The sequence below is a fragment of the Oceanobacillus sp. FSL W7-1281 genome (assembly GCF_037969835.1).
Taxonomy (GTDB): domain Bacteria; phylum Bacillota; class Bacilli; order Bacillales; family Amphibacillaceae; genus Oceanobacillus; species Oceanobacillus oncorhynchi.
The window spans coordinates 3,239,950-3,263,660 of the sequence record NZ_CP150214.1 but is presented as its reverse complement, the minus strand read 5'-3'; the positions used below and the strand labels follow the sequence as shown (position 1 = coordinate 3,263,660).

The following is a 23,711-nucleotide window of genomic DNA, read 5'->3' as shown; positions in this document are numbered from 1 at the left end:
CCAAGGAAACGGTAAAAATCGTTTCCTTGGTTTTTTAGCATTATTTTCTGACTCTGCCTAATCCTACCGCTTTTTTTGCTTTTTTTAATGTCTTTCCAGCAGTGATAGAAGCTTTTTCGGCTCCTTTATCCAGAATAAGATCCAGCTCTTCTGAGTCGATTAATTCTTTATATTTTTCTTGGATCGGTTCTAATACACTGATGACTGCATTGGCTACACCCTGTTTAAAATCTCCGTAGCCTTTATCAGCATATTTTTCCTCCAGAGCTTCAATAGAATCTCCCGTGCAAACAGAATAGATGGTTAATAAATTAGAGACACCTGGTTTATTTTCTTTATCAAATTTCACGATGCCTTCTGAATCGGTAACCGCACTTTTGATTTTCTTTTCTATTTGTTTTGGTTCATCCAGCATGGAAATATATCCCTTTTGGTTCGTATCTGATTTGCTCATCTTTTTCGTCGGATCCTGTAAAGACATAATCCGTGCACCAACTTTTGGAATACGAATTTCTGGAATTGTAAAAATATCGTTGAAGCGGTGATTAAAGCGTTGTGCTAAATTACGGGTCAGTTCCAGATGCTGCTTCTGGTCATCCCCAACAGGAACGACATTTGTATTATACAGTAAAATATCGGCTGCCATAAGCGTAGGGTAAGTCAATAAAGCAGAAGACACAGCTTCCTGTCCTTTTGATTTATCCTTATATTGTGTCATTCTTTCCAGTTCACCGATATAGTTAATGGACTGCAAGATCCATGCTAATTGCGTGTGGGCGGGCACTTCAGATTGGACAAACAGGGTTACCTTATTCGAGTCGATTCCTGAAGCCAGATAAAGTGCAGCTAATGATTTGATATTTTTTCTTAGCGCTAATCTATCTTGTGGAACAGTGATTGCATGCTCATCAACAATACAGAAATAACAATCGTATTCATCCTGTAATTCGACGAATTGTTGAAGCGCACCTAAATAATTTCCTAGGGTCAATGTACCGCTAGGCTGAATTCCTGAAAAAATAGTTTGCAATGTCTTCACCTCATTTATTTATTTCCAAGCAGAAAAGATATCCGCTGTGTGGGCTTGAGGGATCAGGAGTAAATGTTGAATTATTTCCCAGGCAATAAAAAAAGCCCACTCATTCCCAAAATAGGGACGAATGAACCGCGTTGCCACCCTGATTATTCTATAAATAGAATCACTTCATTAGTAAAATAAAGCTCCAAAGCCCAATTCCACCTTCCCATGATACTTGTTTTCAGCACCACAAGCTCTCTTAAATCAGCGGGAAAGATGTACTATATCTTCTTCAATGCTTCTGCTATTAAATTAAGTTTATTATAAGTTTATTTTTAACAAATTGCAAGTGACCTATACATAAGAAAATCGACAAAATAGCCAGCAATATTTTTATGGATGTATATTTACCTACAAAATAAAACTTTTTTCCACTTTTTACGAGTTTTCCTTTTAAAAACTCCCTTCATTCATTTATACTAGTAATAAAATATATTCAAATGGGAGATTGATTGGATGAAAAAATGGAGGAATCTGGTAACGGCTTTTGTTGTTGCCGGTGCAGCATTTGTCGGTTTGGGGCAAGCAAATGAAGTGCATGCAGAGGATGGCGCGGATGTAGCAGCAAAATCACATAAAGAGCGGTCTACGAGCTTAGAAGAAATAGATACTTCCCAACGGTTTAGCCGCTTTGTCATTACATCTGATTATAATTTTACATATCCGGATGCAGTACGGGGAATCTATGTTACTGGTAATTCAGCCGGCGGAGAAAAAATGGAAAGTTTAATAGATTTAGTATCTTCCACAGATTTAAATTCAATGGTAATCGATGTGAAAGAGGATTACGGACATATCACATTTGCCCCTGAGGAAGGATCAGTGTATGAAGATATAGGAACAACATTTATTTCTGACCCCGATGCAATGATGGAACGATTAGAGCAAGAAGAAATTTATCCAATAGCGCGTATTGTTGTTTTTAAAGATAATATTTTAGCTGAAGCCCGTCCTGATCTATCTTTTAAAGAAAATGGAGAAGTTTGGACAAACGGCAGCGGTCATGCATTTGTCAATCCTTTTGAAAAAGAAGTGTGGGAATACAATGTAGAAATAGCTAAAATGGCTGCAGAAATGGGCTTTAAAGAAATACAATTTGACTATGTTCGATATCCGGAGGGCTTTGAAAATAGAGATGAGGATTTAGAATATTCCATGGGGGATTATGCAGATTTAGATATGGATAATGTTCAAAAGCGTGTCGAAGCAGTGACTGATTTTGTTGCTTATGCCCGTGAAGAACTAAGCGATTATGATGTTGATGTATCCGTTGATATTTTCGGGTATGCGGCAACGATAGAGGAAACACCGGGAATTGGTCAAAACTTCTCAAAAATCTCTGAGAATGTAGATATTATTTCGTCTATGATTTATCCAAGCCATTGGGGCCCTTATTTTGGACTTTCCAATCCAGATGAAGAACCATATGCTCTTGTCGATGAATATTCTCAAGTAGAAAATGAAGTCTTGGGTGCTTTGGATGAACCGCCGGTATCTCGTCCATGGCTGCAGGATTTTAGTGCGCCATGGTTATACAGCGGACCGACATTTGAATATGGCAAAGAAGAAGTAGAAGCACAAATCCAAGCATTATATGAAAATGATATTAATGAATTCCTGTTGTGGAATGCGGGTAATACCTATACGGAAAATGTAGATTATTTAATTGGAAAAGAAGACTGATGGAAAAGCTCCAGGATGAATGAAAACCGCTCAACCGAGTAAATAAGAAAAAACAAAAAATCAAATGATAATGAAACAGCCTGACACCGGAAATTTGAACGGTGTCAGGTTGTTTTTATTTCTTCGATTAATTCTAACAAAATAGAGACTGTCGCAAAAATCAACATAATAATAGTGTTTGTTCTCTTGACAATAATATGCACAAAGTATAAAATATTTTTTGTTGCCAAAAACAACAATTAAAGTAATAACTAAACTATTTCAGGCAGTAAAAAAGAAAAGTGTTGTGAATTTATATCTTTGATATCAGAAGGGGAAGGTTTCTGCTTCAATCTATATTCCGGCGGTATTTGATTTTCAAATGAGGAACATGGATTAAAATAAATGGACTTTCCATTTTAATCTATTTCGTTTGTAAGCACTCTCATTTAAGGAGAAAAAACAAATTTGTATTTTTGTTGAAAGCGTATACCGCAGAAGCTTATCATGATGTCATTTATAGAGAATTAAAAATTACAATATCTTTATCATAAACAAATAGAACTGCTAAAACTTACATCAGGGGGACAGACAGATGCCATTATTAATTGTTGCACTAGGGGTACTTTTATTACTTATTTTTATTATGAAATTTAAATTAAATACATTTGTTTCATTGGTTATTGTTTCATTTATAGTAGCTTTAGCACTTGGTATGCCTATGGGAGAAGTTGTTGAATCGATTGAGAACGGATTGGGAGGAACGCTTGGCCACATAGGATTAATCTTTGGGATGGGTGCTATGCTTGGAAGGCTTATTGCTGATTCCGGCGGGGCTAATCGAATTGCGATAACGTTGATTGACAAATTTGGTGAGAAAAGAATTCAATGGGCAGTTCTATTTGCTTCGTTTATCGTTGGAATCGCCTTATTCCTGGAGGTCGCCATTGTATTACTTGTTCCAATTATATTCTCGATAGCAAAAGAGTTAAAAATTTCTATCGTGAAATTAGGATTGCCGATGGTTACAGCTGCGCTGGCAACACATGCTTTCTTGCCTCCACATCCTGGTCCAACAGCGGTAGCTTCAGAATACGGTGCAAATATTGGGTTGGTTTTAATTTACGGCATTATTGTTGCTATTCCGACCGTAATTATTGCAGGAATTTTATATCCAAAGCTTGCGCAAAAGATTGTGCCGACTGCATTTACCAGAGAAGGCAGCGAATCGTTTGGTGTCCAGAAAACGTTCAAATTAGAAGAAACGCCTGGTTTTGGAATTAGTTTATTTACAGCATTATTTCCAGTAATATTAATGGCTTTAGGTGCGATTGTTGATATGATTCAGCCAGCTTTGGGCATTTCCGATAATTTATTTATGAATGTGATTCGTTTCATTGGTAATTCTTCAACAGCTATGACGCTTTCTTTATTACTGGCAATTTATACGATGGGAATAAGAAGAAATATTCCTGTTAAAAAATTAATGGATTCCTGTTCTTCAGCGATTAACGCATTAGGAATGCTGCTGCTGATCATCGGTGGCGGCGGAGCGTTAAAGCAGGTGCTTATTGATGGAGGTGTCGGCGATTATGTTGCAGATATCTTTGCAGGTTCCATGATGTCACCTGTCTTTTTTGCCTGGATGATTGCAGCGATTTTACGTATTTGTTTAGGCTCGGGGACAGTTGCAACATTAACTACTGCAGGGTTAGTTATTCCATCACTTGCCGGAATCCCGGACGTTAACTTGGAACTCGTTACACTGGCAACCGGAGCAGGCAGTGCCATTGCCTCTCATGTAAACGATGCTGGTTTTTGGATGGTTAAAGAATCTCTGGGTATGTCCTTAAAAGAAGCATTTGGAACCTATACGGTACTTTCAACCATTGTAGCTGTAGCTGGTCTAGTATGTACTTTGTTATTGGATATTATCATTTAAAGAAGAACAGTCCGATGAAGGTGATGCGTAGAAGTGTGTCAGGACTGTGAAAGGTGCAGGCAGCAGGAGCAGCTGAATTTGGTTTTCATTTTTCTATTTAAATTTAAACAAAAAACCAACCATTTACAGAATCAAATGGTTGGTTTTTTGCACTTTACCATGCCAGCAGGCAGAAAAAAATATCCCGATTTTATTTGGAAGCCGTTAAACATATTAGAAAATACTATGTTTATGACAGGACGGTAAAAAAATCGGGATAAGTTTGTCGAAAGGGGAGGGAGAAAATCACTTCTCCTTCCCTTCATTTTATTATATTTAAAGAATCATGTTAGCAATCAGAAGACATATAAATCCTATAAACCACATGATTGTAGTTGGTACGGACCAAACCATGATTTGCTCTTTCACGTTCTTGATTCCTAACATACGGTTCACAACCCAGTAGAAACTGTCGTTAAAGTAAGAGAAAATTAAAGATCCAAGTGCTGCAGCAGAAGCAGCTAGTGCCATATTAACATCCATTTGTGCCAAAATCGGTGCTGAAATGGATGCTGCTGTAATCATAGCAACTGTTCCGCTTCCTTGAACCAGACGGACCATTGTCGAAACGAAGAACGGAATCAGAATAGCAGGCAGCGGCAGTTCAGCAATTTGCTGTGCAATATAATCCCCTGTTCCGCTTGTACGTAATACGTTTCCGAGCGCACCGCCGGCACCGGTAACAAGCAGGATGATACCCGCATCCTGGATTCCTTTTTCCATTTCCTCCAATGTATTCAGCCGGCCGCGGTTACCCGCCAGCGCATAGATTGCGACGATAAGACCTAGTGCAACGGCAATAATCGGCTGACCTAAGAAGATGAAAATTCCATAAACACCTTCTGTTAACTCTAAAGCATCCAGCGTTGTGTTCAAGAAAATCAGAATAATAGGAATTAAAATGGGCAAGAATGAACGTCCAAAGGACGGAAGATCTTTTGCTCTTTCGTTAATGACTTCAACCATTTCTGGATAACCCATATGCTGATCTGGTCTTGTGAAGCCTGTTTCGGAATCATCAGGAAGCTGATAAATTCTTTTTCCTAACCATTTTGCATAAAGAACACCTGCAATCATAAGCGGAATCGCCAGCGTAAGTCCTAATGCAATCATAATGCCGATATCCACTCCGAAAATGCCGGCTACCCCTAACGGCCCTGGTGTAGGAGGTACTAATGTATGAGTGAGTACGAGACCAACGGCTAAGGCAACACCGATGGAGATAACAGATTTCCCTGTTTTTCTAGAAAGCGTTTTAACTAAAGGATTTAAAATAACGAAAGCAGAGTCAACAAATATTGGAATTGAAATGATATACCCTGCAATCGCCATTGCCCATTCTTCTTTTTTCTTTCCGACAAATTTAATTAATGAATAAGCCAGTGTTTCAGCGGCGCCGGTAATTTCAAGAATGCGTCCCATCATGACGCCCAGCCCAATGACAATACCGATAGATGCAAGCGTACTGCCAAAACCTTCTGAGATAGCAGCAGCAACATCGCCCGGGACCATCCCCCCTACAAGGCCTGCGATGGAAGCTGCAATGATTAGTGCTAAAAATGCGTGAATCTTTGTCTTTAAAACTAATAAAATTAGTGCAATTACCCCAAGTATTAACCCGGAAACCATTTGGATACCTGATGGTTCCATAATATTTCTCCCCCTTTGTAAATGTTTACATTTGAAACCAAAAATAAAAACGATGGATACCATTTCTCATAAAAGCACATTTGATTCTAGAATGTAGTAACTTTTTATTCAGCATTTGTTATTTATGCAAAAAGAATGCGATTTCAATTTTAAAAAATATAATTAGAGTGTGCAGCATCACTTTTGCGGCCGATTGTAAGTGCTTAAATAAGACTTAAAAATGAAAGTTCGTAAACCTCTCCACGTATATAAGTGACCAGCAGGCTTTCTAATATATAGTTAATTACCAAAAATGCAACACTTTTGCGATTGAATAATCAAATATTTAATAATTAATGAGAAATGTTATTTATCGCATCACATTGTACTGTAATGAATTCTATATTCTTCAATGAAACTTGTCAAGTAGATATTTTATATTAGTTTTGTTACTTTTTTCAACATAAAGGTTTATGCCTTGTTTCCTGATTGAGCATATGAAACTGTAGAAATATGTTTTAATTGGTAGTAGCCAGAAACAATAGCTTGGCAGCAAAATCAAGAAGCTAAATCTCCGTTTAACTGGACATTTAGCGGGAGTTCGATGCAAAATAAACCAAAGGGGTTACATAAGGAACGATTGCGTGATAAAAAAATGAATAAGAAATGTGTATAAAAGGGCAGATTCGTGTATTCGAATGGATGAAAACACGGAAAGTATCTTGTCATTCATTTTTATCACGGAGAACCGCCCGTAAAACTCCTGCTGAATGAAATTTTGTTTTATAGAGAATAAGAATTCAGATTACTTACCAGAATTTTTCTTGATACAATAGAAACAAAATAAGATCTTTTCTTAAAAAAATAAAGAAATCGATAACTTGATTTTTTCGACAGAAGGTGAAGTTGAATGATAAAAGTATTAGTAATTGTCCCCTATGAGGGACTGCTTGAAATGATGAAAGAAGTAAGCCAAGAAGTAGAGGATATTGAATTACAGGTGGAATTAGGTAACCTGTCAGAAGGTGTGGCTATTGCAAAGAATGCTGAAAATGAAGGGTACCACGTTATCGTCAGCCGCGGAGGTACAGCTTCCATGATCCAAGAGGCTGTATCGATACCGGTAATAGATATCCAAGTATCCGGCTATGATGTGCTGCGAATTTTAACACTTGTGAAAGGATTTTCCGGTAAAGCTGCTATTGTGGGATTTTCAAATATTACCCAAGGTGCTGCTACCATATCTGAGCTGCTGGATTTAGATATTAAAACATTAACAATTACTAGAGACAGCGAAGTAAAAGAAAAATTACTGGAATTAGGTAAGGATGGTTACGAAGTTGTAATCGGGGACGTTGTCACTGTGCGGACGGCTAAACAATTAGGAATGACAGGAGTATTGATTACATCCGGAAAAGAGGCAGTGATAGATGCTCTGGAAGAGACACGAAGATCCTACCGCTTATTTTCAAGATTGCAACAGAATATCGCATTTATGGAAACCATTCTTGACAGTGAAGAGCAGGCTATCAGTGTTTTTAATCAGGACAATGAAGTGATTTATGGAAATGAGCAATTTTATCATGAGTTTCATTGGTTAAAGTTAGACAATACTGACGTTAAGAAGCTTATACAGGAAACAACATTAGCAAATGAGAAGCAAGTAAAAACGCTTTCCATCAATAATAAATTATGGGAAATAACGACATGCCCGATTCAAGACGCAACCATCTTATTTTTTAAAAATGCACATTCGAACCAAACGATTACACAAAGTGAACATATGGACTCCAATGTTATTGAATTACACACCTTTGTTGCCCGTACTCCTATTTTAGGAAAAAGTGATGTCATTCATCATGTAATGGATCAAATCGAGCATTTCAGAGAACTTGACGGCCCGATCTGGGTTTCGGGAGAGCAGGGAAATGGCAAAGAGCTGGTTGTCCACTCTATTTATTTAAAAAGGCATACAGCAGATAAACCGCTGATCACCTTGCACTGTGATGTAATAACTGCAGAACAATGGAAAGACCTGATGAAGGAAAACTTTTTTCAAAAATATGCTAATAGTATCTTCTTCTTGAAAAATATCGATAAATTGAATCCTTACATGCAGAAGGAGTTACTGCAATTTCTTCAGAATGAAAATAACCGGAATCCGCAATGGCTTATTTCTTCTGGGGATGATATGGAAAAAATAATTAAAAAAGGCACCTTCCATCGTGAGTTGTTTCAATTGTTAGCTCAATCTCATATTCATATACCTCCGCTGCGGGAGCGCAGAGAGGATATTGAGTATTTAGTTCATGTGTTTATTTCTGATCTGCATCCAAAATATGGCAATGAAGTTGTCGGAATCCGCAACGATGCCCTGGAGCAGCTGATTGATTATGATTGGCCTGGAAATGTAGGGCAATTAAAATATGTCATTGAACAATTGTTTTTAGAATCTCAATCTTATTATATTGAGAAAACAGAAGTGGATACTGTATTTAAGCGGGTAGAACAACAAGCAAAGCAGAATGATGTGCTATCGTATGTGGATATGAGCGGTACATTGGAAGAAATTGAGAAACAAGTAATCACAAAGGTCCTTGAAGAGGAAGGAATGAATCAATCCAGAGCGGCAAAACGCTTGGGTATTAATCGTTCTACCTTATGGCGCAAGCTGAAATAACAGCTTGCGTTTTCTTTTTGACAATAAAATTACAATATGATGCTAAATACAACATGTTATTAAAAAGACAATAAAAATAAATAAAATATATTGCAAAATACAACGGATTAGTTTATCATTATGAATGAAAACGTTATTAGTGTATAAGCAACCTCCTTATAATAAAGTAAGATAAATATCATACAAGAAAAGTTAAACAGTAAAAGGAAAACGGAGATTGTTCAGAAGGGGGTAAATAGAGTTGGAACTGGCAGTGATTGCAGATGACTTAACTGGTGCAAATGATACAGGTGTTCAATTTGCAAACAGAGGATTAAGCACGACCGTACTTTTTTCAGACACCGAATTACAATCATCGCATTTAAGTGAAGATGTCATCGTTTTAAATTCAGATAGCCGTGCACTCGATTTTCAAAAAGCATATGATATTGTTTTTAAGCTATCTACAGAATTGAACAGGTTAGGAGTAACAAGCGTTTTTAAGAAAATCGATTCTACAATGAGAGGAAATATCGGTCAGGAAATCGATGCAGTAATGGACGTCTTTCAATTCAAAACCTCTTTTGTAGTACCGGCCTTTCCGAAAAGCAAACGGACAACGGTGGAAGGAAAACACTATGTGAACGGGGTGCTGCTGGCAGACTCGGAAATGGCCAATGATCCCTCCTGTCCTGTAAAGCAGAGCTACCTTCCGGAATTATTGGAAGGACAGAGTAAGCGGGATATCCAATTGATTTCCATTTCGGATGTGCGAAAAGGAAAAGATCATATACTAGAAAAAATGTTGAGGGCGACTGCTGCAAACGCATCTCAAATTATTGTCATTGACGCAACAACAGATGAAGAATTGAAGGCGATTGTTGAAGCGGCCGAAGCATTGGAAGAAAAATTTCTCTGGGTCGGATCGGCGGGAGTAGCCTCTCATCTTTCCAGTACAGGCGGTAACCGGAAAGAGGTATTACACAGCAGCCAATCAGATGAACGGCCGCCAGTGCTGGTTGTAGCGGGCAGTGTGAACATGATCACCGATCAGCAGATTCATGATTTGAAAAAAGGGAATAATGTAGAAGAGATTGTTATTTCGCCTGAAGCGTTCTTTGACAACGACAAACGAGAGTATGAAATAGATCGTATCGTTCAGTCTGGCCAGGCGTTATTGGAAAAAGGAGATTTAGTAATAACAACGGATCGCGGACAAGAAGCGAGAAATCGAGTGAAGCTGCTGAAGCAGGAGCTTGATTTATCAAACTTTGACGTAGGGTATACAATTGCTGAATCAATGGGAATGATTGCTGGTCAGTTGATTGAAGCGAATGATATTAGTGGTGCAGTCTTAACCGGCGGCGACATTTCAGGTGCAACCTGTAAAGCGTTAAAAGGAGAAGGAATTCGGGTGATTGGAGAAGTGGAGCCCGGTATTCCTTATGGGCAGCTTTTCGGCGGATTATTCGATGGGCTTCCTGTTGTAACCAAAGCAGGCGCATTTGGAACGGAACAAGCGCTATCCAAAGCCCTTGAAACAATTACAAAAGTGCAGGGACCTGTGATAAACAATAAAAAGTAACATATAACGCCAGGTGTATGGTTGGTAATTACAATAGGCTTGGCAAAAAAGATTAGGATAATTAGGAGGAATTTATTATGGCTGCGAAACAACCAACGATTGCAATTACAATGGGCGACCCTTCAGGAGTGGGGCCGGAGATTATTGTCAAATCTTTAAATGATAAACATATTTATGAAACAAGCCATCCATTTGTAGTTGGTGATGCAAAAATATTAAAAAGGGCACTGGAAGTAACAAATGTAGAGCTTAAAGTAAACAGCATTACTAAACCGGAAGAAGCAGTATATGAATATGGCACAATTGATATTATTGATTTAGATTTGGTTTCTGAAGATTTACCATGGGGACAGGTTTCCCCTGAAGCGGGAAATGCTGCGTTCCGTTATTTGGAAAAGGCAATCAGCTATGCAAATGAAGGGGCAATTCAAGGAATTTGTACAGCTCCTTTAAACAAAGAAGCACTTCATAAAGCTGGTCATGTTTACCCGGGTCACACAGAAATTTTAGCAGAACTGACAAATACAAAAGATTTCGCAATGATGCTCTCTGCACCGGGTTTAAGAGTGATTCACGCAACCACTCATGTTGGACTGATGGATGCAATCAAGAAAAATAATGCAGAGCGTCAATATACAGTGATTAAGCTTGCGCATGAAACATTACAAAAAGCAGGAATTGAATCTCCTCGCATCGCAGTTTGCGGCATCAATCCGCATGCTGGAGAAAACGGACTTTTCGGTAACGGGGAAGAAGAAGAAAAAATCATTCCGGCCATTGAAAAAGCACAAGCTGAAGGAATCAATGTGCAAGGGCCGCTTCCGGCAGATACACTGTTCTTTAGAGCGAAACGCGGTGATTTTGATATCGTTGTAGCACAATATCATGACCAAGGACATGGCCCGATTAAAGTATTAGGTCTGGAAGCTGGCGTGAATATTACAGTTGGACTTCCAACTATCCGTACGAGTGTTGACCATGGGACAGCATTTGATATTGCCGGCAAAAATATTGCTGACGAGCTGTCATTAAAAGAAGCGTTGCGTATGGCGGTTGAATTAGCTCCAGAAAATGAATCCTAAAAGATTGAGCAAGAGGTTGTGATCAGCCTCTTGCTTCTTGGCATAAAAAACCGGCAAGTATGAGGCCTGGTTTTACGGAAAAATGATTTCCCTATTAAGACAGGGAGTATTTCATCGATTTTAGATAAACGTAATTTGAAAGGAGCTGTAAACAATGTCTTTACCGAAAATGGCAAAAATTAGACAAAAATTTGAAGTGGAAAGTCTGAACGATATTACAGGGACTGTTTCAGAGCAATTCAATCATGTGAATGCGGATGAGAAAATCAAACCCGGCATGGAAATTGCAATTACTGTCGGAAGCCGCGGGATTGCTAATATTCCGCTTATTGTCAAGGGTGTAGCGGATGAAATTAAAAAAAGAGGTGCAACACCATTTATTATTCCGGCGATGGGAAGTCATGGCGGGGCTACTGCCGAAGGTCAAATCGAAGTACTTGATGGACTTGGGGTAACAGAGGCGTCAACCGGCTGTGAAATTCGTTCATCCATGGAAGTTGTAGAAGTAGGCAAAACATCAGCTGGTATTCCTGTTTATGTTGATCAGCATGCATATGAAGCGGATGGTATTATCGTGATGGGGCGGGTGAAGCCGCATACCGATTTTAAAAAGGATATTGAAAGTGGTGTCTTGAAAATGGCATCGATTGGTATGGGAAAACATAAGCAGGCGTTAGCGCTTCACACGCATGGTATCAGAGGAATTCGTGATATGATGCCTGAGGTTGGCAAGGTTGCAATCAGTCATTCGAATACACTGTTTGGAATAGCGATTGTAGAAAATGCGCATGAAGAAACCGCGATTATTGAAGCGATTAATCCTGAACAAATTGAAGAACGTGAAAGAGAATTATTGAAACGTGCATTTGCTTTAATGCCTAGTCTTCCAGTTGATGAGATGGATATATTAGTCGTTGATGAAATAGGCAAAAATCATAGTGGAACAGGCATGGATACAAACATTATTGGCCGCATACGGGTACTGGGAGTAGAGGAGCCTGAAAAGCCTGGTGTCAAATACGTGATTGCTTCTAAATTAAGTGAGGCCAGCCATGGTAACGCATTAGGGATTGGCCTGGCCGATTTGACAACAAAACGTTTATTTGAAGTAATTAATTTAAAAGCTATGAATGAAAACGTTGTAACAAGTACATTTTTAGACAGAGCTAAAATTCCAATCGTCCTTGATAGCGATCGGAAAGCATTAGAAGCAGCACTCCGCGCCAATTGGGGCGTCCCGTCGGAAGAGGCAAGAATTGTGCGGATTCCAAACACGCTTCATATCGGCGAGTTATTTGTATCAGAAGTGATTTTCAATGAATTGAAAGAGAACAAAAACATTGAGGTATTAGAGGATTTGCATGAAATGGAGTTTGATGCTGAGGGCTATTTTCCTCCAATGTAAATAGGAAGGTAAGTGAGGTTACTTCATTTATTTTAATCGTTGTAAATGGACGAGCTGGCTATGTTAAAATGATGGTGGAATAGATGAAGGAATTATTTTTCGCCTATAATCAAAAGGAAGTTTATTTAAAACATTTTATATAGAAGTTTAAGAAGCTGAGATGTAATCAGCAACAATAAATTGCTTGTTGGGGAGTGTATGTAAAAATGAATAATCTGCAAGAAAAAAATAAACACTTAGGCAATATTTTGAAGGATATGGGCCGCGTGATGGTTGCCTTTTCTGGCGGAGTAGATAGTGCAATTGTATTGAAGCGGGCGCAGGAAGAGCTGGGGGACAATGTATTAGCGGTAGTTGTAAACTCTGAGCTTTTTCGCGACTCTGAATTTGAAGCCAGTGTACAATTAGCTGAAAATCTGGGTGTCCGTGTGCATCAAACAGAAATGAAAGAACTGGAAAATCCGGATATTGTAGCAAATAATCCGGAGAGCTGGTATTTCAGTAAAAAACTGCTTTACACACATCTGAACAAACTGGCTGAAGAAATGGGTTATTCATACGTTTTAGATGGCATGATTATGGATGATGAAGCGGATTTTCGTCCGGGATTAAAAGCAAGAACAGAGGAAGGCATCCGCAGTGTGCTGCAGGAAGCAGACTTTTATAAAACAGAAGTTCGCGCGCTTGCGAAGGAATTGAAGCTTCCCGTTTGGGATAAAGTGGCATCCTGCAGCCTGGCCTCCCGTTTTCCTTATGGTACGAAGCTGAACAAACAAATCGTTCAGCAAGTCGATCAAGCTGAGCTGTATTTAAAAGGGCTTGGTTTTGAAGAGGTACGTGTGCGTTATCATGATAATGTAGCGCGTATTGAAGTAGCTGGAAACAAAATATTGGAATTACTTGATAAAAAGGAAGAAATCCAAAATAAGCTGGTCAGCTTTGGGTTTGATTATGTATCCGTCGATTTGCTTGGCTACCGTACAGGAAGCATGAATGAAGTTATCGAGCAGAATCAATGGGAAACAAAACTGTCAGCACACGCTTAAACCATCAAAATCAATCAGGGAGCAGTTTTTAATCTGGAAGAGGAACTAAAAAAGCAGGTAAAAATGACACAGTCAAAAAGAAAGTTGTTGGACGGCTGTTTTTACCAGACTTTTTTCAGCGGCCTGTGAAAGATTGAAGGCTGCTCTTTTTTATCACGGAGAACCGCCCGTAAAACCCCCGCTGAATGAAGCTTCGTTCTATAGCAATCTGAAATTATATGAAAAGAAGGAACAATAAACAGGGGAGTGCTTTATTTTGATTGCTTCTCTAAAATCAGCGAAACCCTTTCGTATCCAGAAAGGAAATTATGGATTCCTGCTATCATTTCACAATTAAAATGAAATCAGTTATAATAAAACGATAATAATCGAAAAGGAGCAACCTGAATGAATTGGTATGAAAAGCTGAACGATTATTTTCCGGTAGAAGAGATGAAATCTAAAAAGCATATGGAGCTTTTACTGGCGGAAAAGGGCGATGTCTATTTTAAAGATGAGAGCCCGAAACATGTATTGATGTATGCAGAATTTGATACATTTCTTTTTATTGACTATCTCTGGGTATCATCGAATACCAGAGGGCAGGGGATTGGTCACCAACTGATAGACAAGCTGAAAGAAAAAAATAAGGCGATTATTCTGGAAGTGGAACCGATTAATTATGATGATACCGACTCGGAAAAAAGATTAAAGTTTTATTCCCGTGAAGGTTTTCGTCATGCAAGAGCAATTGGGTATAACCGCAAGTCACTGGCAACGGATGAAGAAACACCGATGGAAATCTTATATTGGTCTCCTCAGGGTGATTCAGAGGAAATTATTTATAGCCAGATGAAAAAAATGTATGAAGATATTCATACTTACAAGGACAAAGAGATTTATGGGAAAAAATATCAGCCTTCAGAGGAAGTATTGCGTTATAATGAAGATGAAAAATCGGATAACCTTTTAGAAGGTATGCAAAAACGGAAAGAATCGAATTAAAGGTGATTATTTAATGAAAGCTTAAAAACACTGCAGCGGGGAGTTTTTCCTCTGCAGTGTTTTTAAGTTTAGAAAAAGATTATTAAGATTTTGTCGAGTTTTCAACAGGTATTTTTTGGTTCAGGCGGTCTGCCAGACCAATTGGTGCCTTCGGGCTTGATGTTCCTTCTAAATAACTGTCTTTAAAATGATAAGCGCTGGAACCATGTTCTGAGAAGTCCAGCCCGGCTTTTTCTTCTTCGGCAGATACGCGAATTGGTGAGATTTTGTTTAATACATAAGTGAATCCTCCAATTGTGGCAGAAACCCAAATGATTACTGCTAAAACGCCGAGTGCTTGAATTCCTAACTGACTGAAACCATTTCCGTGAAATAATCCGGTATCAATCGAGAAGAATCCAATAGCTAATGTACCCCAAATTCCGCAGACGCCATGAACTGCAATTGCTCCTACAGGGTCGTCTAACCGCAGTTTTGTATCGATAAAGCGGATGGCTTCTACTAGTAAAATACCGGAAACCAGACCGACGAGGATAGAACCGCCTAATGAAATTTCTGCTGCGCCGGCAGTTATACCAACTAAACCGCCTAAAACCCCATTCATGGATAAGGATGCATCTACTTTTTTAAATCGTAATTTTGTGTAGAAGGAGGAAGATACTAACGCAGCAGAGGTGGATAACAAGGTCGTTCCGATAACATAGGGAACAAGCGATGGATCAGCCGCTAGTGTGCTGCCGCCGTTGAAACCAAACCATCCTAACCATAAGATAAACACGCCGAGTGCTCCGAGAGGCAAATTATGTCCCGGGATAACATTAACTTTCTTGCCATTGTATTTTCCAATTCTCGGACCAAGAATGGAAATAACCATCAGTGCTCCAGAAGCTCCGGTTAAATGAACAACTGTAGATCCGGCGAAATCACTAAAACCAAGAGCTGTTAACCAGCCATCTCCCTGCCAGATCCAGTGTCCGACTACAGGGTAGATAAAAGTGGTCATGGCAATAACGATAAGGATATAGCTCCCTAGTTTAATTCGTTCTGCTACTGCTCCTGACATAATTGTTGCGCATGTTGCAACAAACATAGCCTGGAATACAAAGAACCCAATATCTTCCACGCTGTTTAAAAAGAAACCATTTGTTCCGATAATAGTTCCTGCGGAAGAACCGAACATAACCCCGTAGCCGACTGCGAAAAATAGAATAGCAGCAATACAGATAGTTAAAAAATTTTTCATTAAGATATTTAATGTATTTTTTGAACGGGTAAAGCCGGATTCTACCATAGCAAACCCTGCGTGCATAAAGAAAACTAAAAAGGCCCCCAGCATCACCCATACAAGGTTGATGGAAAGCTCTAATGATTCTACAGTCGGTGTTTGAGCGTATGCGGGCGTTGTTATTAAAAATAATACGATAGCTAATGTAAATGATTTCTTAAACATATGATTTCCTCCTGTCTGTTAATAAATTGCTTTTGTCCCGCTTTCTCCAGTTCTTATGCGGATTACCTGCTCGATTGGGGAGATGAAAATCTTCCCGTCTCCAATTTGTCCGGTTTTACAAGCATCGATAATATGGCCGACTATATCATCAACTCTTTCTTCGGAAACAACTAATTCCACCTTTAATTTAGAAAGTAAGGTGACTTCGAACTCTGTAGAGCGATATACACCAATTTTTCCTTTTTGCTTGCCGGTCCCGGCTGCTTCTGTCACGGTCAGGCCGTCAAAACCGATTGCTGACAGTTTTTCCCGTAAATCCTGAAATTTCTCTGGGCGTATAATTGCTTCCACCTTTTTCAATGAGGATTCCTCCTTTTAAAATTATGTTAGGTAACCTAACATTAAAAGTTATGTTTAATATCATATTATGTATTTATTGAAATAGCAAGCTTTTTTTAGATAATTTTGACTAAAACGCTTTCAGAAAAAGACGTTTAATCCATGATAATAAGTGGAATAATTTATAGTGCAGGCAGAATTATATATTTTTTATCGAATAAATAAAATTTATGTGGTTTAAAGGTTTATTATCAATTAGATGAGGGAATCTTAAAACTATGTGAGAAGCGGTAAGAGAATTTAAATAAATGATTTTATCGCACCCCCTACCTTTTATTAGATATTTGGTGTATAATAAGTACATATGAACAGATTATACTTATTATTATTTAATAAAGTTTAGGTGGATGTTGAAAATATAAATTAGATTGAGGAGTGAAGTTTTATGGTAACACTTTATACCTCACCAAGCTGTACTTCATGTAGAAAAGCAAAAGCATGGCTGGAAGAGCATAATATTCCTTTTACAGAACGTAATATCTTTTCTGAACCGTTATCTCTTGATGAGATTAAAGAAATATTGCGTATGACCGAGGATGGAACAGATGAGATTATTTCTACAAGATCGAAGGTTTTTCAAAAGCTGAATGTAAATATTGATCAGCTGCCGATGAAAGATTTATTTAATTTAATACAGGATAATCCTGGTTTATTGCGTCGCCCTATAATTTTAGATGAAAAACGACTGCAGGTTGGTTATAACGAAGATGAGATTCGCCGTTTCTTACCGCGGACCGTTAGAACATTCCAATTACGTGAAGCACAACGAATGGTTAATTAATAATAAAATAAGTCAGTAAAGGTGCAGATGATGTCTGCGCCTTTCTTTATGGGTAAAAATGGTGAAAATCAAATAAGCTCTGATAAATGACAAAACACGTGAAATACGTTAAAATAACTAACTAAATAAAATGTATAGCTATATTCGTATTTAATAGGGATGCTCATCTGTTTTTTTCAGAAAAGTGACAGGAACTGGGCGTATTCATTTCTTGTGGATTGCATTTTTGCATACAATGTGATAAATAAGGATTATGATTAGGATTACATTGATTTGGGTACATCTATTATAGAGACGTTAATTATATGCTGTCGGCTCAGGTATCCGTTTAGAATAAAGATACAGGAGATGATTATTCTATCTTAATGAGAAGGGGGAGCTTACTGTGGAGATAGAAAGAATTAATGAAAATACGATTAAATTTTATATTTCTTATGTTGATATAGAGGAATTAGGTTTTGAAAAAGAAGAAATCTGGTACAACCGGGAAAGAAGTGAGCAATTGTTCTGGCAGATGATGGATGAAGTCAACTATCGTGAGGATTTCAATCCGGAAGGACCGCTTTGGATACAAGTTCAAGCGATGGAAAAAGGTCTTGAAATTGTTGTTACGAAAGCGAAGGTCTCTAAAAACGGTGAACATTTAGAGCTGGAAACCGAGGATGGGAATATTGATTTACCAGTAGATGATCAGCTGGACAATATTTTAGAAGAGAAGTTTGGAGACAATAAAAAAGAAGACGAAGATGAAAAGAATGACGAACTGATGGAAGAGAATTTGTGGATTATTGTTGAATTTGATGAGTTTGAGAATCTGATTCAGCTTAGTCACCAGCTGCAGGATGTAAGTGATTTTGGAGAAGAGACGTTATATTCCTATAAAGATAACTACTATTTATATATGGAATTTTCTTATGATGTATTAGATGAACATCGTCAGGAAGACGTCATCAGCCAAGTGCTGGAATACGCATCGGATTCATCTCTTTCTATTCATCTTTTGGAAGAATACGGTAAGAGGTTGATGGAAAACAATGCATTTGAGCAGGTTCGTACCTATTTTCCAAAGGATGTCTAATATAAAACCTACAAGAAATCATTTGCTGCGATTTGTTGTAGGTTTTTTTGTGCCTTTTTTTGCCGTTACAATGGAGCGGTGTTCAAATTCAGCCATTTGTTTGAAAAAATGCAGCAGCAGAAAAAAGCAGGAAAAGCAGAAACGCTGTCGAAATAATATATGTATAGGAGGTGATAAAGCTTGCAGCGAGCAGTGAGTAAAACGGGAGAGTCTATTCTGCTGTTTCGTCATTCGCAAAAAGAGATTGCAGATTGGAAAGAGAACAAAAATACCTTTTATTGCCCTGTCTGTAAAGAAAGAGTGATTATCCGGTCGGGAGAAAGAGTGGTGCCCCATTTTTCCCATTTACCGCAGACAGCATGTCTTTTTTCGGGAGGAGAAGGAGCTTATCATGCAAGAGGGAAGCTGCAATTATTTCAGTGGCTGACACGATTTAATATGCAAGCAGAATTAGAAGTATATTTTCCCGAAATTTCTCAAAGGGCTGATATTTTTATTTGTATTGGCCAAAAGAAAATAGCAGTTGAGTTTCAATGCTCAAGAATCCCGCAGGAAGAAATCTTAAGCAGGATCCAAGGCTACAAATCAATCGGAATCGAATCCATTTGGATTCTCGGAGCGAAATATTTAAAGCAGAAAGGAGCCTTTACTTTTCAAACAAATCATTTTTTAGATACGTTTATTCATTCTTCTCCGCAAAAGAATTATCCGCAATTATTTTTTTACGACCCGTTTCTATCAGAAATGGCTGTTCTTCATCATTTACATCCGCTACAAGCCTCTAAGCTTTTTGCTAAACAGCTTATCTACCCGCTTCACAAGCTGCATTTTAAACATCTCTTTCAAAGAGAAAAGAATCCCGGCAATTTTCCGAAGGTCTGGTTAAAAGAAGTACAACGTCTCCGTATAAAAGTGGAGGGAGCTTATGGAGCCGTCTATCAGCTGCGGAGATGGCTATACAGTAAAGGATACCTGTTTCAGCATCTTCCAAGTATCTGTTTTATGCCGATTCCTTATTACGCTGCTGTGCCCGTCCCGTTTTATAAGTGGCAAACAGAGCTGTATGTCACTTGGTTAGCCGATTTTAAAGCAGGGGAGCGGACAGATATTGGCCGGGTAAAGAAAATACTTTATTCCTTCTACGACAAAGACACCTTCGATTTTTCCGATGCTTTGAGTTATTACCTTCAGTTACTCCATCGTGCTGGATTGATAGACATACAATCCTCCTCCATTCTGCGGACTAAAAAAGAAATCATTTGTTATTCTTCGCAGGAGCAGGCAGCTCAGGGAGACCAATCCTTTTTTTATTCATTTTTTACAGAAAAAAAAGCAAAATACGAGCATGATTCGTCCTTATTTCGTTATACTAAATAAGAAGAATAAAAACAGTATGGCTTTAATACATTTACATCGGAAGAGTTGTTGGAAACAGAAAGTACTGTTGAATTGTAAAAAGGGAGGCAATAATCGTATGGCAAAAGCAGCAAAGCAATTACCAAAGCGTGATGAAATACCAGAAGAGTCTACATGGCGTTTAGAAGACATTTTTGAGACGGATGAACAATGGAAAGAAGAATTTCAAAGCTTAAAAAATGATATTTCAAAATTGGCAGCGTATAAAGGAAAATTAGGGACTTCCGCAGATACGTTATTAGAAGCATTACAGGTTCAGGATGAACTGTCAGAGCGTCTAGGTAAGTTATATGTTTATGGTCATTTACGCACGGACCAGGATACGACGAATTCCTTTTACCAAGGATTAAATGCGCAGGCAGAAAATCTGCTGACGACTGCATCCAGTCAATTTAGCTTTCTTGTACCGGAAATTTTAGAAATACCAGAAGAAAAGCTCAAGCAGTTTATAGAAGAGAACAAAGAACTTCAGGTTTATAAAAAAGTATTAGATGATATTAATCACAGCCGTCCGCATATATTAAGCGAGAAGGAAGAGGTATTGCTTGCAGAGGCAGATGAACCGATCGGAGCCATTTCACAAACATTCGGTATGCTGAATAATGCCGATTTAACCTTCCCGTCCATCACAAATGCAGATGGAGAAGAAATTGAGCTGACGCACGGCAGATACTCTACATTTATGGAATCATCAGACCGGAATGTACGCGAACAAGCTTTTAATGCGATGTATGATACGTACGGTTCATTTAAAAATACATTTGCCTCTACATTAAGCGGAGAGGTGAAATCACATAATTTTAATGCGAAAGTCCGGAATTATGAGAGTGCACGTCAGGCTGCTCTAGATAATAACCATATACCTGAAGAAGTATATGATAATTTAGTTGAGGCAGTGAATGAGAAATTGCCTTTATTGCACCGCTATGCCGAATTAAGAAAGAAAATTCTCGGTGTCGATGAACTGCATATGTACGATTTATATACACCGCTCGTAAAAGATGTGAAAATGCCTGTTACGTATGAAGAAGCTAAAAAATACGTCATGGAAGGCTTAAAGCCATTAGGGGAAGAATACGCCGGCATTCTAGAGGAAGCTTTTAGCGAGCGCTGGATCGATGTAGAAGAAAATAAAGGAAAAAGAAGTGGCGCCTACTCGTCAGGAACATATGGAACAAATCCATATATTCTTTTGAACTGGCAGGATGATGTGAATAACACATTTACGCTGGCTCATGAATTGGGACATTCTGTGCACAGCTATTATTCAAGAAAATATCAGCCGTTCCGTTATGGAAACTATTCCATCTTTGTCGCAGAAGTGGCGTCGACTACAAATGAAGCACTATTAAACGATTATTTATTAGAGCATCTGGATGACGAAAAGGAAAAGCTTTATATTTTAAACCACTTTTTAGAAGGCTTCCGCGGAACCGTATTCCGCCAAACCATGTTTGCTGAATTCGAGCATGATATTCATGTGCTGGCTCAAAATGGAGAAGCGTTAACTGCTGATAAACTGACAGAGGTGTATTATAATTTAAATAAAAAATATTACGGAGAAGATGTCGTAAGTGATGAAAAAATTGGCTTAGAATGGGCGCGAATTCCTCACTTTTATATGAATTATTATGTATATCAATATGCTACAGGTTATTCTGCGGCAACGGCGCTATCAAAACAGATTTTAGATGGGGAAGAAGGTGCTGTGGACCGCTATTTAGGCTTCCTGCAATCTGGCAGCAGCGAGGACCCTATTGATGTATTGAAAAAAGCTGGCGTGGATATGACGCAAAAACAAGCTATTTTAGATGCTCTGGATGTTTTTGAAGAAAAATTGACAGAGATGGAAGCGTTGCTGGAAAAATAAAATGAATCATAAAAAAACGGTAAGGAAGCTCGGCTTCCTTACCGTTTTAGCTATAATAGATGCTATTAATTTCAGCGCCGGTATCCTCTTGTTTTCTGATAAGCAATGGAAGACAGCATACAATAAATGGATGCGAGTAATAAGGGGAGCGTTATATACACAGGTATCATGTTCATAAAACCTAATAAATTAAAGAAAAAGGCGATAATCACTAAAAGTATGAATATGAAAGGGAAATAATTACGCCGCATATGATTGGACTCCCTCCTTTGATGGGGAATTGGTTTGTACTGCATTATATGTCCGAGTTATTTCTTCTAGAAGAAGAAGTTCAAAAAGTCCAACAAAAATGACACAATGACTGCCGGAAAAGAGCAGAAGTGAATATTTTGTGAAAAGATGCACATAATTATTGAAAACTGAAAAGGAACTTGCTAGAATATAATTGTAAGTTGATTACAAACAAATACCCCTTTTGTTTGATCATGAAACTTTCTCCCATCCCCCCTTTGTAATTATACAAAGACGGAAAAAAGATACACGCTGCCCCGTGTATCTTTTTTATTATCTAAAAAACCTGATCCGGTCTTTTTTGAGCGGATCAGGTTCAAAATAAAATAAATTGATAACCATGCTAAAAATAAGTGTATTTCCTGGTTTGTATTAACGCAGCGGTCGTTTGACTGCCGGCCAGCCTTAACTTCTAGGAAGCTCATACTTTGATTGTGATAGATTCAAAGCGTGCCGAGGTATTTCCAGCAGGATTCATTTTTTTCCGGCACTCTTTCAACGATTTGCTGAAACTGCAGCTTTTTAAGCTCTTTTTCTGTCTTATCAATGGACCAGTCATAAATAACAGATAATTCCTTCGTGCATACTGTTTTTTGTAATTGCAGATAGTCGATTAATGATGGTTTTACAGACGGAATCGGTGTGCGCTGTAAAATTTCTTTTAACACAAATTCGTAAATATCATACGGATGAAGTCCAGAAAGCTTTACACCTTCATCTTCTACTTCCTGGTTAAATAAAACAATGGTAGGTGTATAATCTACTTCCATCTCATAAGCAAGGTGTAAATCACATTGCAGTGCACGCTTAGAAGTATTTGAGAATAAATCCTTTTGAAATTCTTCGATATCTAATGCTGCATCGGATGCACATCTTAATAAGACATCCTCATTACAGATATTCTGTTTATCAAAAAACAGCGTCTCCTGTATTTTACGAATAAATTGTTTAGAGGCCTTTTTACCTTGCAATTCCGCCGCTTTAATTGCGAGAGCGGGCACCCAAGGGTAATCAATGTCTTTATGATTGCTTGGGAGATGAGCGAAACTGGATTGTTTTTTTTGTTTGCTTTTATTTAAACCATTTGAATTTAATGCGGTCAGCTGTCCGCTGATTACATGCTTTATCGTAAAAAAACGGCCATATTCAACATATAACTTTTTTAGATAAGGCTCTAATGCCCAGCATTCAGAACATAATGGATCAATAAAAACATACATTTCAATCGGTTTTTGAACATATTTCATGTAGTTAAAAGCAGGGTCCATTTGATTAGAAGATGACAGTTCTTGTTGATTTCCATTCATTTTGAATG

At 38.2% G+C, this 23,711-nt stretch carries 17 protein-coding genes and 1 other annotated feature; of the genes, 12 read left to right on the top strand and 5 right to left on the bottom strand.

Annotated features, from left to right (window positions below):
* Positions 1-40: 40 nt before the first annotated feature.
* Entirely contained in the window at positions 41-1,030 is a 990-nt protein-coding gene (gene trpS, locus MKX55_RS16150; protein WP_339178664.1) for a tryptophan--tRNA ligase, read from the bottom strand.
* A gap of 119 nt (positions 1,031-1,149) precedes the next feature.
* Positions 1,150-1,323, bottom strand: a binding site (T-box leader).
* Between the two features lie 211 nt (positions 1,324-1,534).
* On the opposite strand from trpS, the gene MKX55_RS16145 reads away from it, so the two are divergent.
* A complete protein-coding gene (locus MKX55_RS16145; protein ID WP_339233495.1) occupies positions 1,535-2,761 on the top strand; it encodes a putative glycoside hydrolase in 1,227 nt (408 codons plus the stop codon).
* Between the two features lie 574 nt (positions 2,762-3,335).
* Entirely contained in the window at positions 3,336-4,682 is a 1,347-nt protein-coding gene (locus MKX55_RS16140; RefSeq protein WP_339178661.1) for a gluconate:H+ symporter, read from the top strand.
* Between the two features lie 315 nt (positions 4,683-4,997).
* Here MKX55_RS16140 and MKX55_RS16135 read toward each other — a convergent pair whose 3' ends face one another.
* Positions 4,998-6,371, bottom strand: coding sequence for a gluconate:H+ symporter (locus MKX55_RS16135; protein ID WP_339178659.1), 1,374 nt, complete (start codon positions 6,369-6,371; stop codon positions 4,998-5,000).
* 889 nt (positions 6,372-7,260) lie between these two features.
* Here MKX55_RS16135 and MKX55_RS16130 point away from each other — a divergent pair.
* The 6 genes from MKX55_RS16130 to MKX55_RS16105 all read left to right on the top strand — a co-directional run bounded on the left by MKX55_RS16130 (position 7,261) and on the right by MKX55_RS16105 (position 15,111).
* On the top strand, positions 7,261-9,030 hold the full coding sequence (locus MKX55_RS16130; protein ID WP_339178657.1) for a PrpR N-terminal domain-containing protein: 1,770 nt from the start codon (positions 7,261-7,263) through the stop codon (positions 9,028-9,030).
* A gap of 241 nt (positions 9,031-9,271) precedes the next feature.
* Positions 9,272-10,594 carry a four-carbon acid sugar kinase family protein gene (locus MKX55_RS16125; RefSeq protein WP_339233494.1) on the top strand — a complete coding sequence of 441 codons (1,323 nt, stop codon included), beginning with the start codon at positions 9,272-9,274 and terminating at the stop codon, positions 10,592-10,594.
* A 77-nt stretch (positions 10,595-10,671) separates the two neighbouring features.
* The gene (gene pdxA / locus MKX55_RS16120) at positions 10,672-11,676 is read left to right on the top strand and encodes a 4-hydroxythreonine-4-phosphate dehydrogenase PdxA (RefSeq protein WP_339178653.1); all 1,005 of its coding nucleotides are present in this window, start codon (positions 10,672-10,674) and stop codon (positions 11,674-11,676) included.
* Positions 11,677-11,830: 154 nt separating this feature from the next.
* On the top strand, positions 11,831-13,081 hold the full coding sequence (locus MKX55_RS16115; protein WP_339233492.1) for a lactate racemase domain-containing protein: 1,251 nt from the start codon (positions 11,831-11,833) through the stop codon (positions 13,079-13,081).
* Between the two features lie 206 nt (positions 13,082-13,287).
* The gene (gene larE / locus MKX55_RS16110) at positions 13,288-14,127 is read left to right on the top strand and encodes an ATP-dependent sacrificial sulfur transferase LarE (protein WP_339233490.1); all 840 of its coding nucleotides are present in this window, start codon (positions 13,288-13,290) and stop codon (positions 14,125-14,127) included.
* Positions 14,128-14,514: 387 nt separating this feature from the next.
* Complete coding sequence (locus MKX55_RS16105; protein ID WP_339233489.1) at positions 14,515-15,111, top strand: GNAT family N-acetyltransferase; 597 nt, start codon at positions 14,515-14,517, stop codon at positions 15,109-15,111.
* Positions 15,112-15,193: 82 nt separating this feature from the next.
* Here MKX55_RS16105 and MKX55_RS16100 read toward each other — a convergent pair whose 3' ends face one another.
* On the bottom strand, positions 15,194-16,561 hold the full coding sequence (locus tag MKX55_RS16100) for an ammonium transporter (protein WP_339233488.1): 1,368 nt from the start codon (positions 16,559-16,561) through the stop codon (positions 15,194-15,196).
* Positions 16,562-16,579: 18 nt separating this feature from the next.
* On the bottom strand, positions 16,580-16,921 hold the full coding sequence (locus MKX55_RS16095) for a P-II family nitrogen regulator (RefSeq protein WP_339178644.1): 342 nt from the start codon (positions 16,919-16,921) through the stop codon (positions 16,580-16,582).
* Between the two features lie 424 nt (positions 16,922-17,345).
* On the opposite strand from MKX55_RS16095, the gene spxA reads away from it, so the two are divergent.
* The 4 genes from spxA (at position 17,346) to pepF (ending at position 22,105) form a co-directional block, all read left to right on the top strand.
* Entirely contained in the window at positions 17,346-17,741 is a 396-nt protein-coding gene (gene spxA, locus MKX55_RS16090) for a transcriptional regulator SpxA (protein WP_040979700.1), read from the top strand.
* A 385-nt stretch (positions 17,742-18,126) separates the two neighbouring features.
* Positions 18,127-18,819, top strand: a complete 693-nt coding sequence (mecA, locus tag MKX55_RS16085; protein WP_042535441.1) for an adaptor protein MecA — start codon at positions 18,127-18,129, stop codon at positions 18,817-18,819.
* A gap of 180 nt (positions 18,820-18,999) precedes the next feature.
* Positions 19,000-20,196, top strand: coding sequence for a competence protein CoiA family protein (locus tag MKX55_RS16080; RefSeq protein WP_339233487.1), 1,197 nt, complete (start codon positions 19,000-19,002; stop codon positions 20,194-20,196).
* Positions 20,197-20,293: 97 nt separating this feature from the next.
* Positions 20,294-22,105, top strand: a complete 1,812-nt coding sequence (pepF, locus tag MKX55_RS16075; protein WP_339233485.1) for an oligoendopeptidase F — start codon at positions 20,294-20,296, stop codon at positions 22,103-22,105.
* Positions 22,106-22,839: 734 nt separating this feature from the next.
* Here the strand turns inward: pepF and MKX55_RS16070 are convergent.
* The gene (locus MKX55_RS16070) at positions 22,840-23,703 is read right to left on the bottom strand and encodes a ClpXP adapter SpxH family protein (protein ID WP_339178634.1); all 864 of its coding nucleotides are present in this window, start codon (positions 23,701-23,703) and stop codon (positions 22,840-22,842) included.
* Positions 23,704-23,711: the final 8 nt, after the last annotated feature.

What these genes read in the sequence shown, in the direction of transcription:
- MKX55_RS16145 (WP_339233495.1), top strand. Translation starts at nt 1,535, where the DNA reads ATGAAAAAATGGAGGAATCTGGTAACGGCTTTTGTTGTTGCCGGTGCA.
- MKX55_RS16140 (WP_339178661.1), top strand. Translation starts at nt 3,336, where the DNA reads ATGCCATTATTAATTGTTGCACTAGGGGTACTTTTATTACTTATTTTT.
- MKX55_RS16135 (WP_339178659.1), bottom strand. Translation starts at nt 6,371, where the DNA reads ATGGAACCATCAGGTATCCAAATGGTTTCCGGGTTAATACTTGGGGTA.
- MKX55_RS16130 (WP_339178657.1), top strand. Translation starts at nt 7,261, where the DNA reads ATGATAAAAGTATTAGTAATTGTCCCCTATGAGGGACTGCTTGAAATG.
- pdxA (WP_339178653.1), top strand. Translation starts at nt 10,672, where the DNA reads ATGGCTGCGAAACAACCAACGATTGCAATTACAATGGGCGACCCTTCA.
- MKX55_RS16115 (WP_339233492.1), top strand. Translation starts at nt 11,831, where the DNA reads ATGTCTTTACCGAAAATGGCAAAAATTAGACAAAAATTTGAAGTGGAA.
- larE (WP_339233490.1), top strand. Translation starts at nt 13,288, where the DNA reads ATGAATAATCTGCAAGAAAAAAATAAACACTTAGGCAATATTTTGAAG.
- MKX55_RS16105 (WP_339233489.1), top strand. Translation starts at nt 14,515, where the DNA reads ATGAATTGGTATGAAAAGCTGAACGATTATTTTCCGGTAGAAGAGATG.
- MKX55_RS16100 (WP_339233488.1), bottom strand. Translation starts at nt 16,561, where the DNA reads ATGTTTAAGAAATCATTTACATTAGCTATCGTATTATTTTTAATAACA.
- spxA (WP_040979700.1), top strand. Translation starts at nt 17,346, where the DNA reads ATGGTAACACTTTATACCTCACCAAGCTGTACTTCATGTAGAAAAGCA.
- pepF (WP_339233485.1), top strand. Translation starts at nt 20,294, where the DNA reads ATGGCAAAAGCAGCAAAGCAATTACCAAAGCGTGATGAAATACCAGAA.
- MKX55_RS16070 (WP_339178634.1), bottom strand. Translation starts at nt 23,703, where the DNA reads ATGAATGGAAATCAACAAGAACTGTCATCTTCTAATCAAATGGACCCT.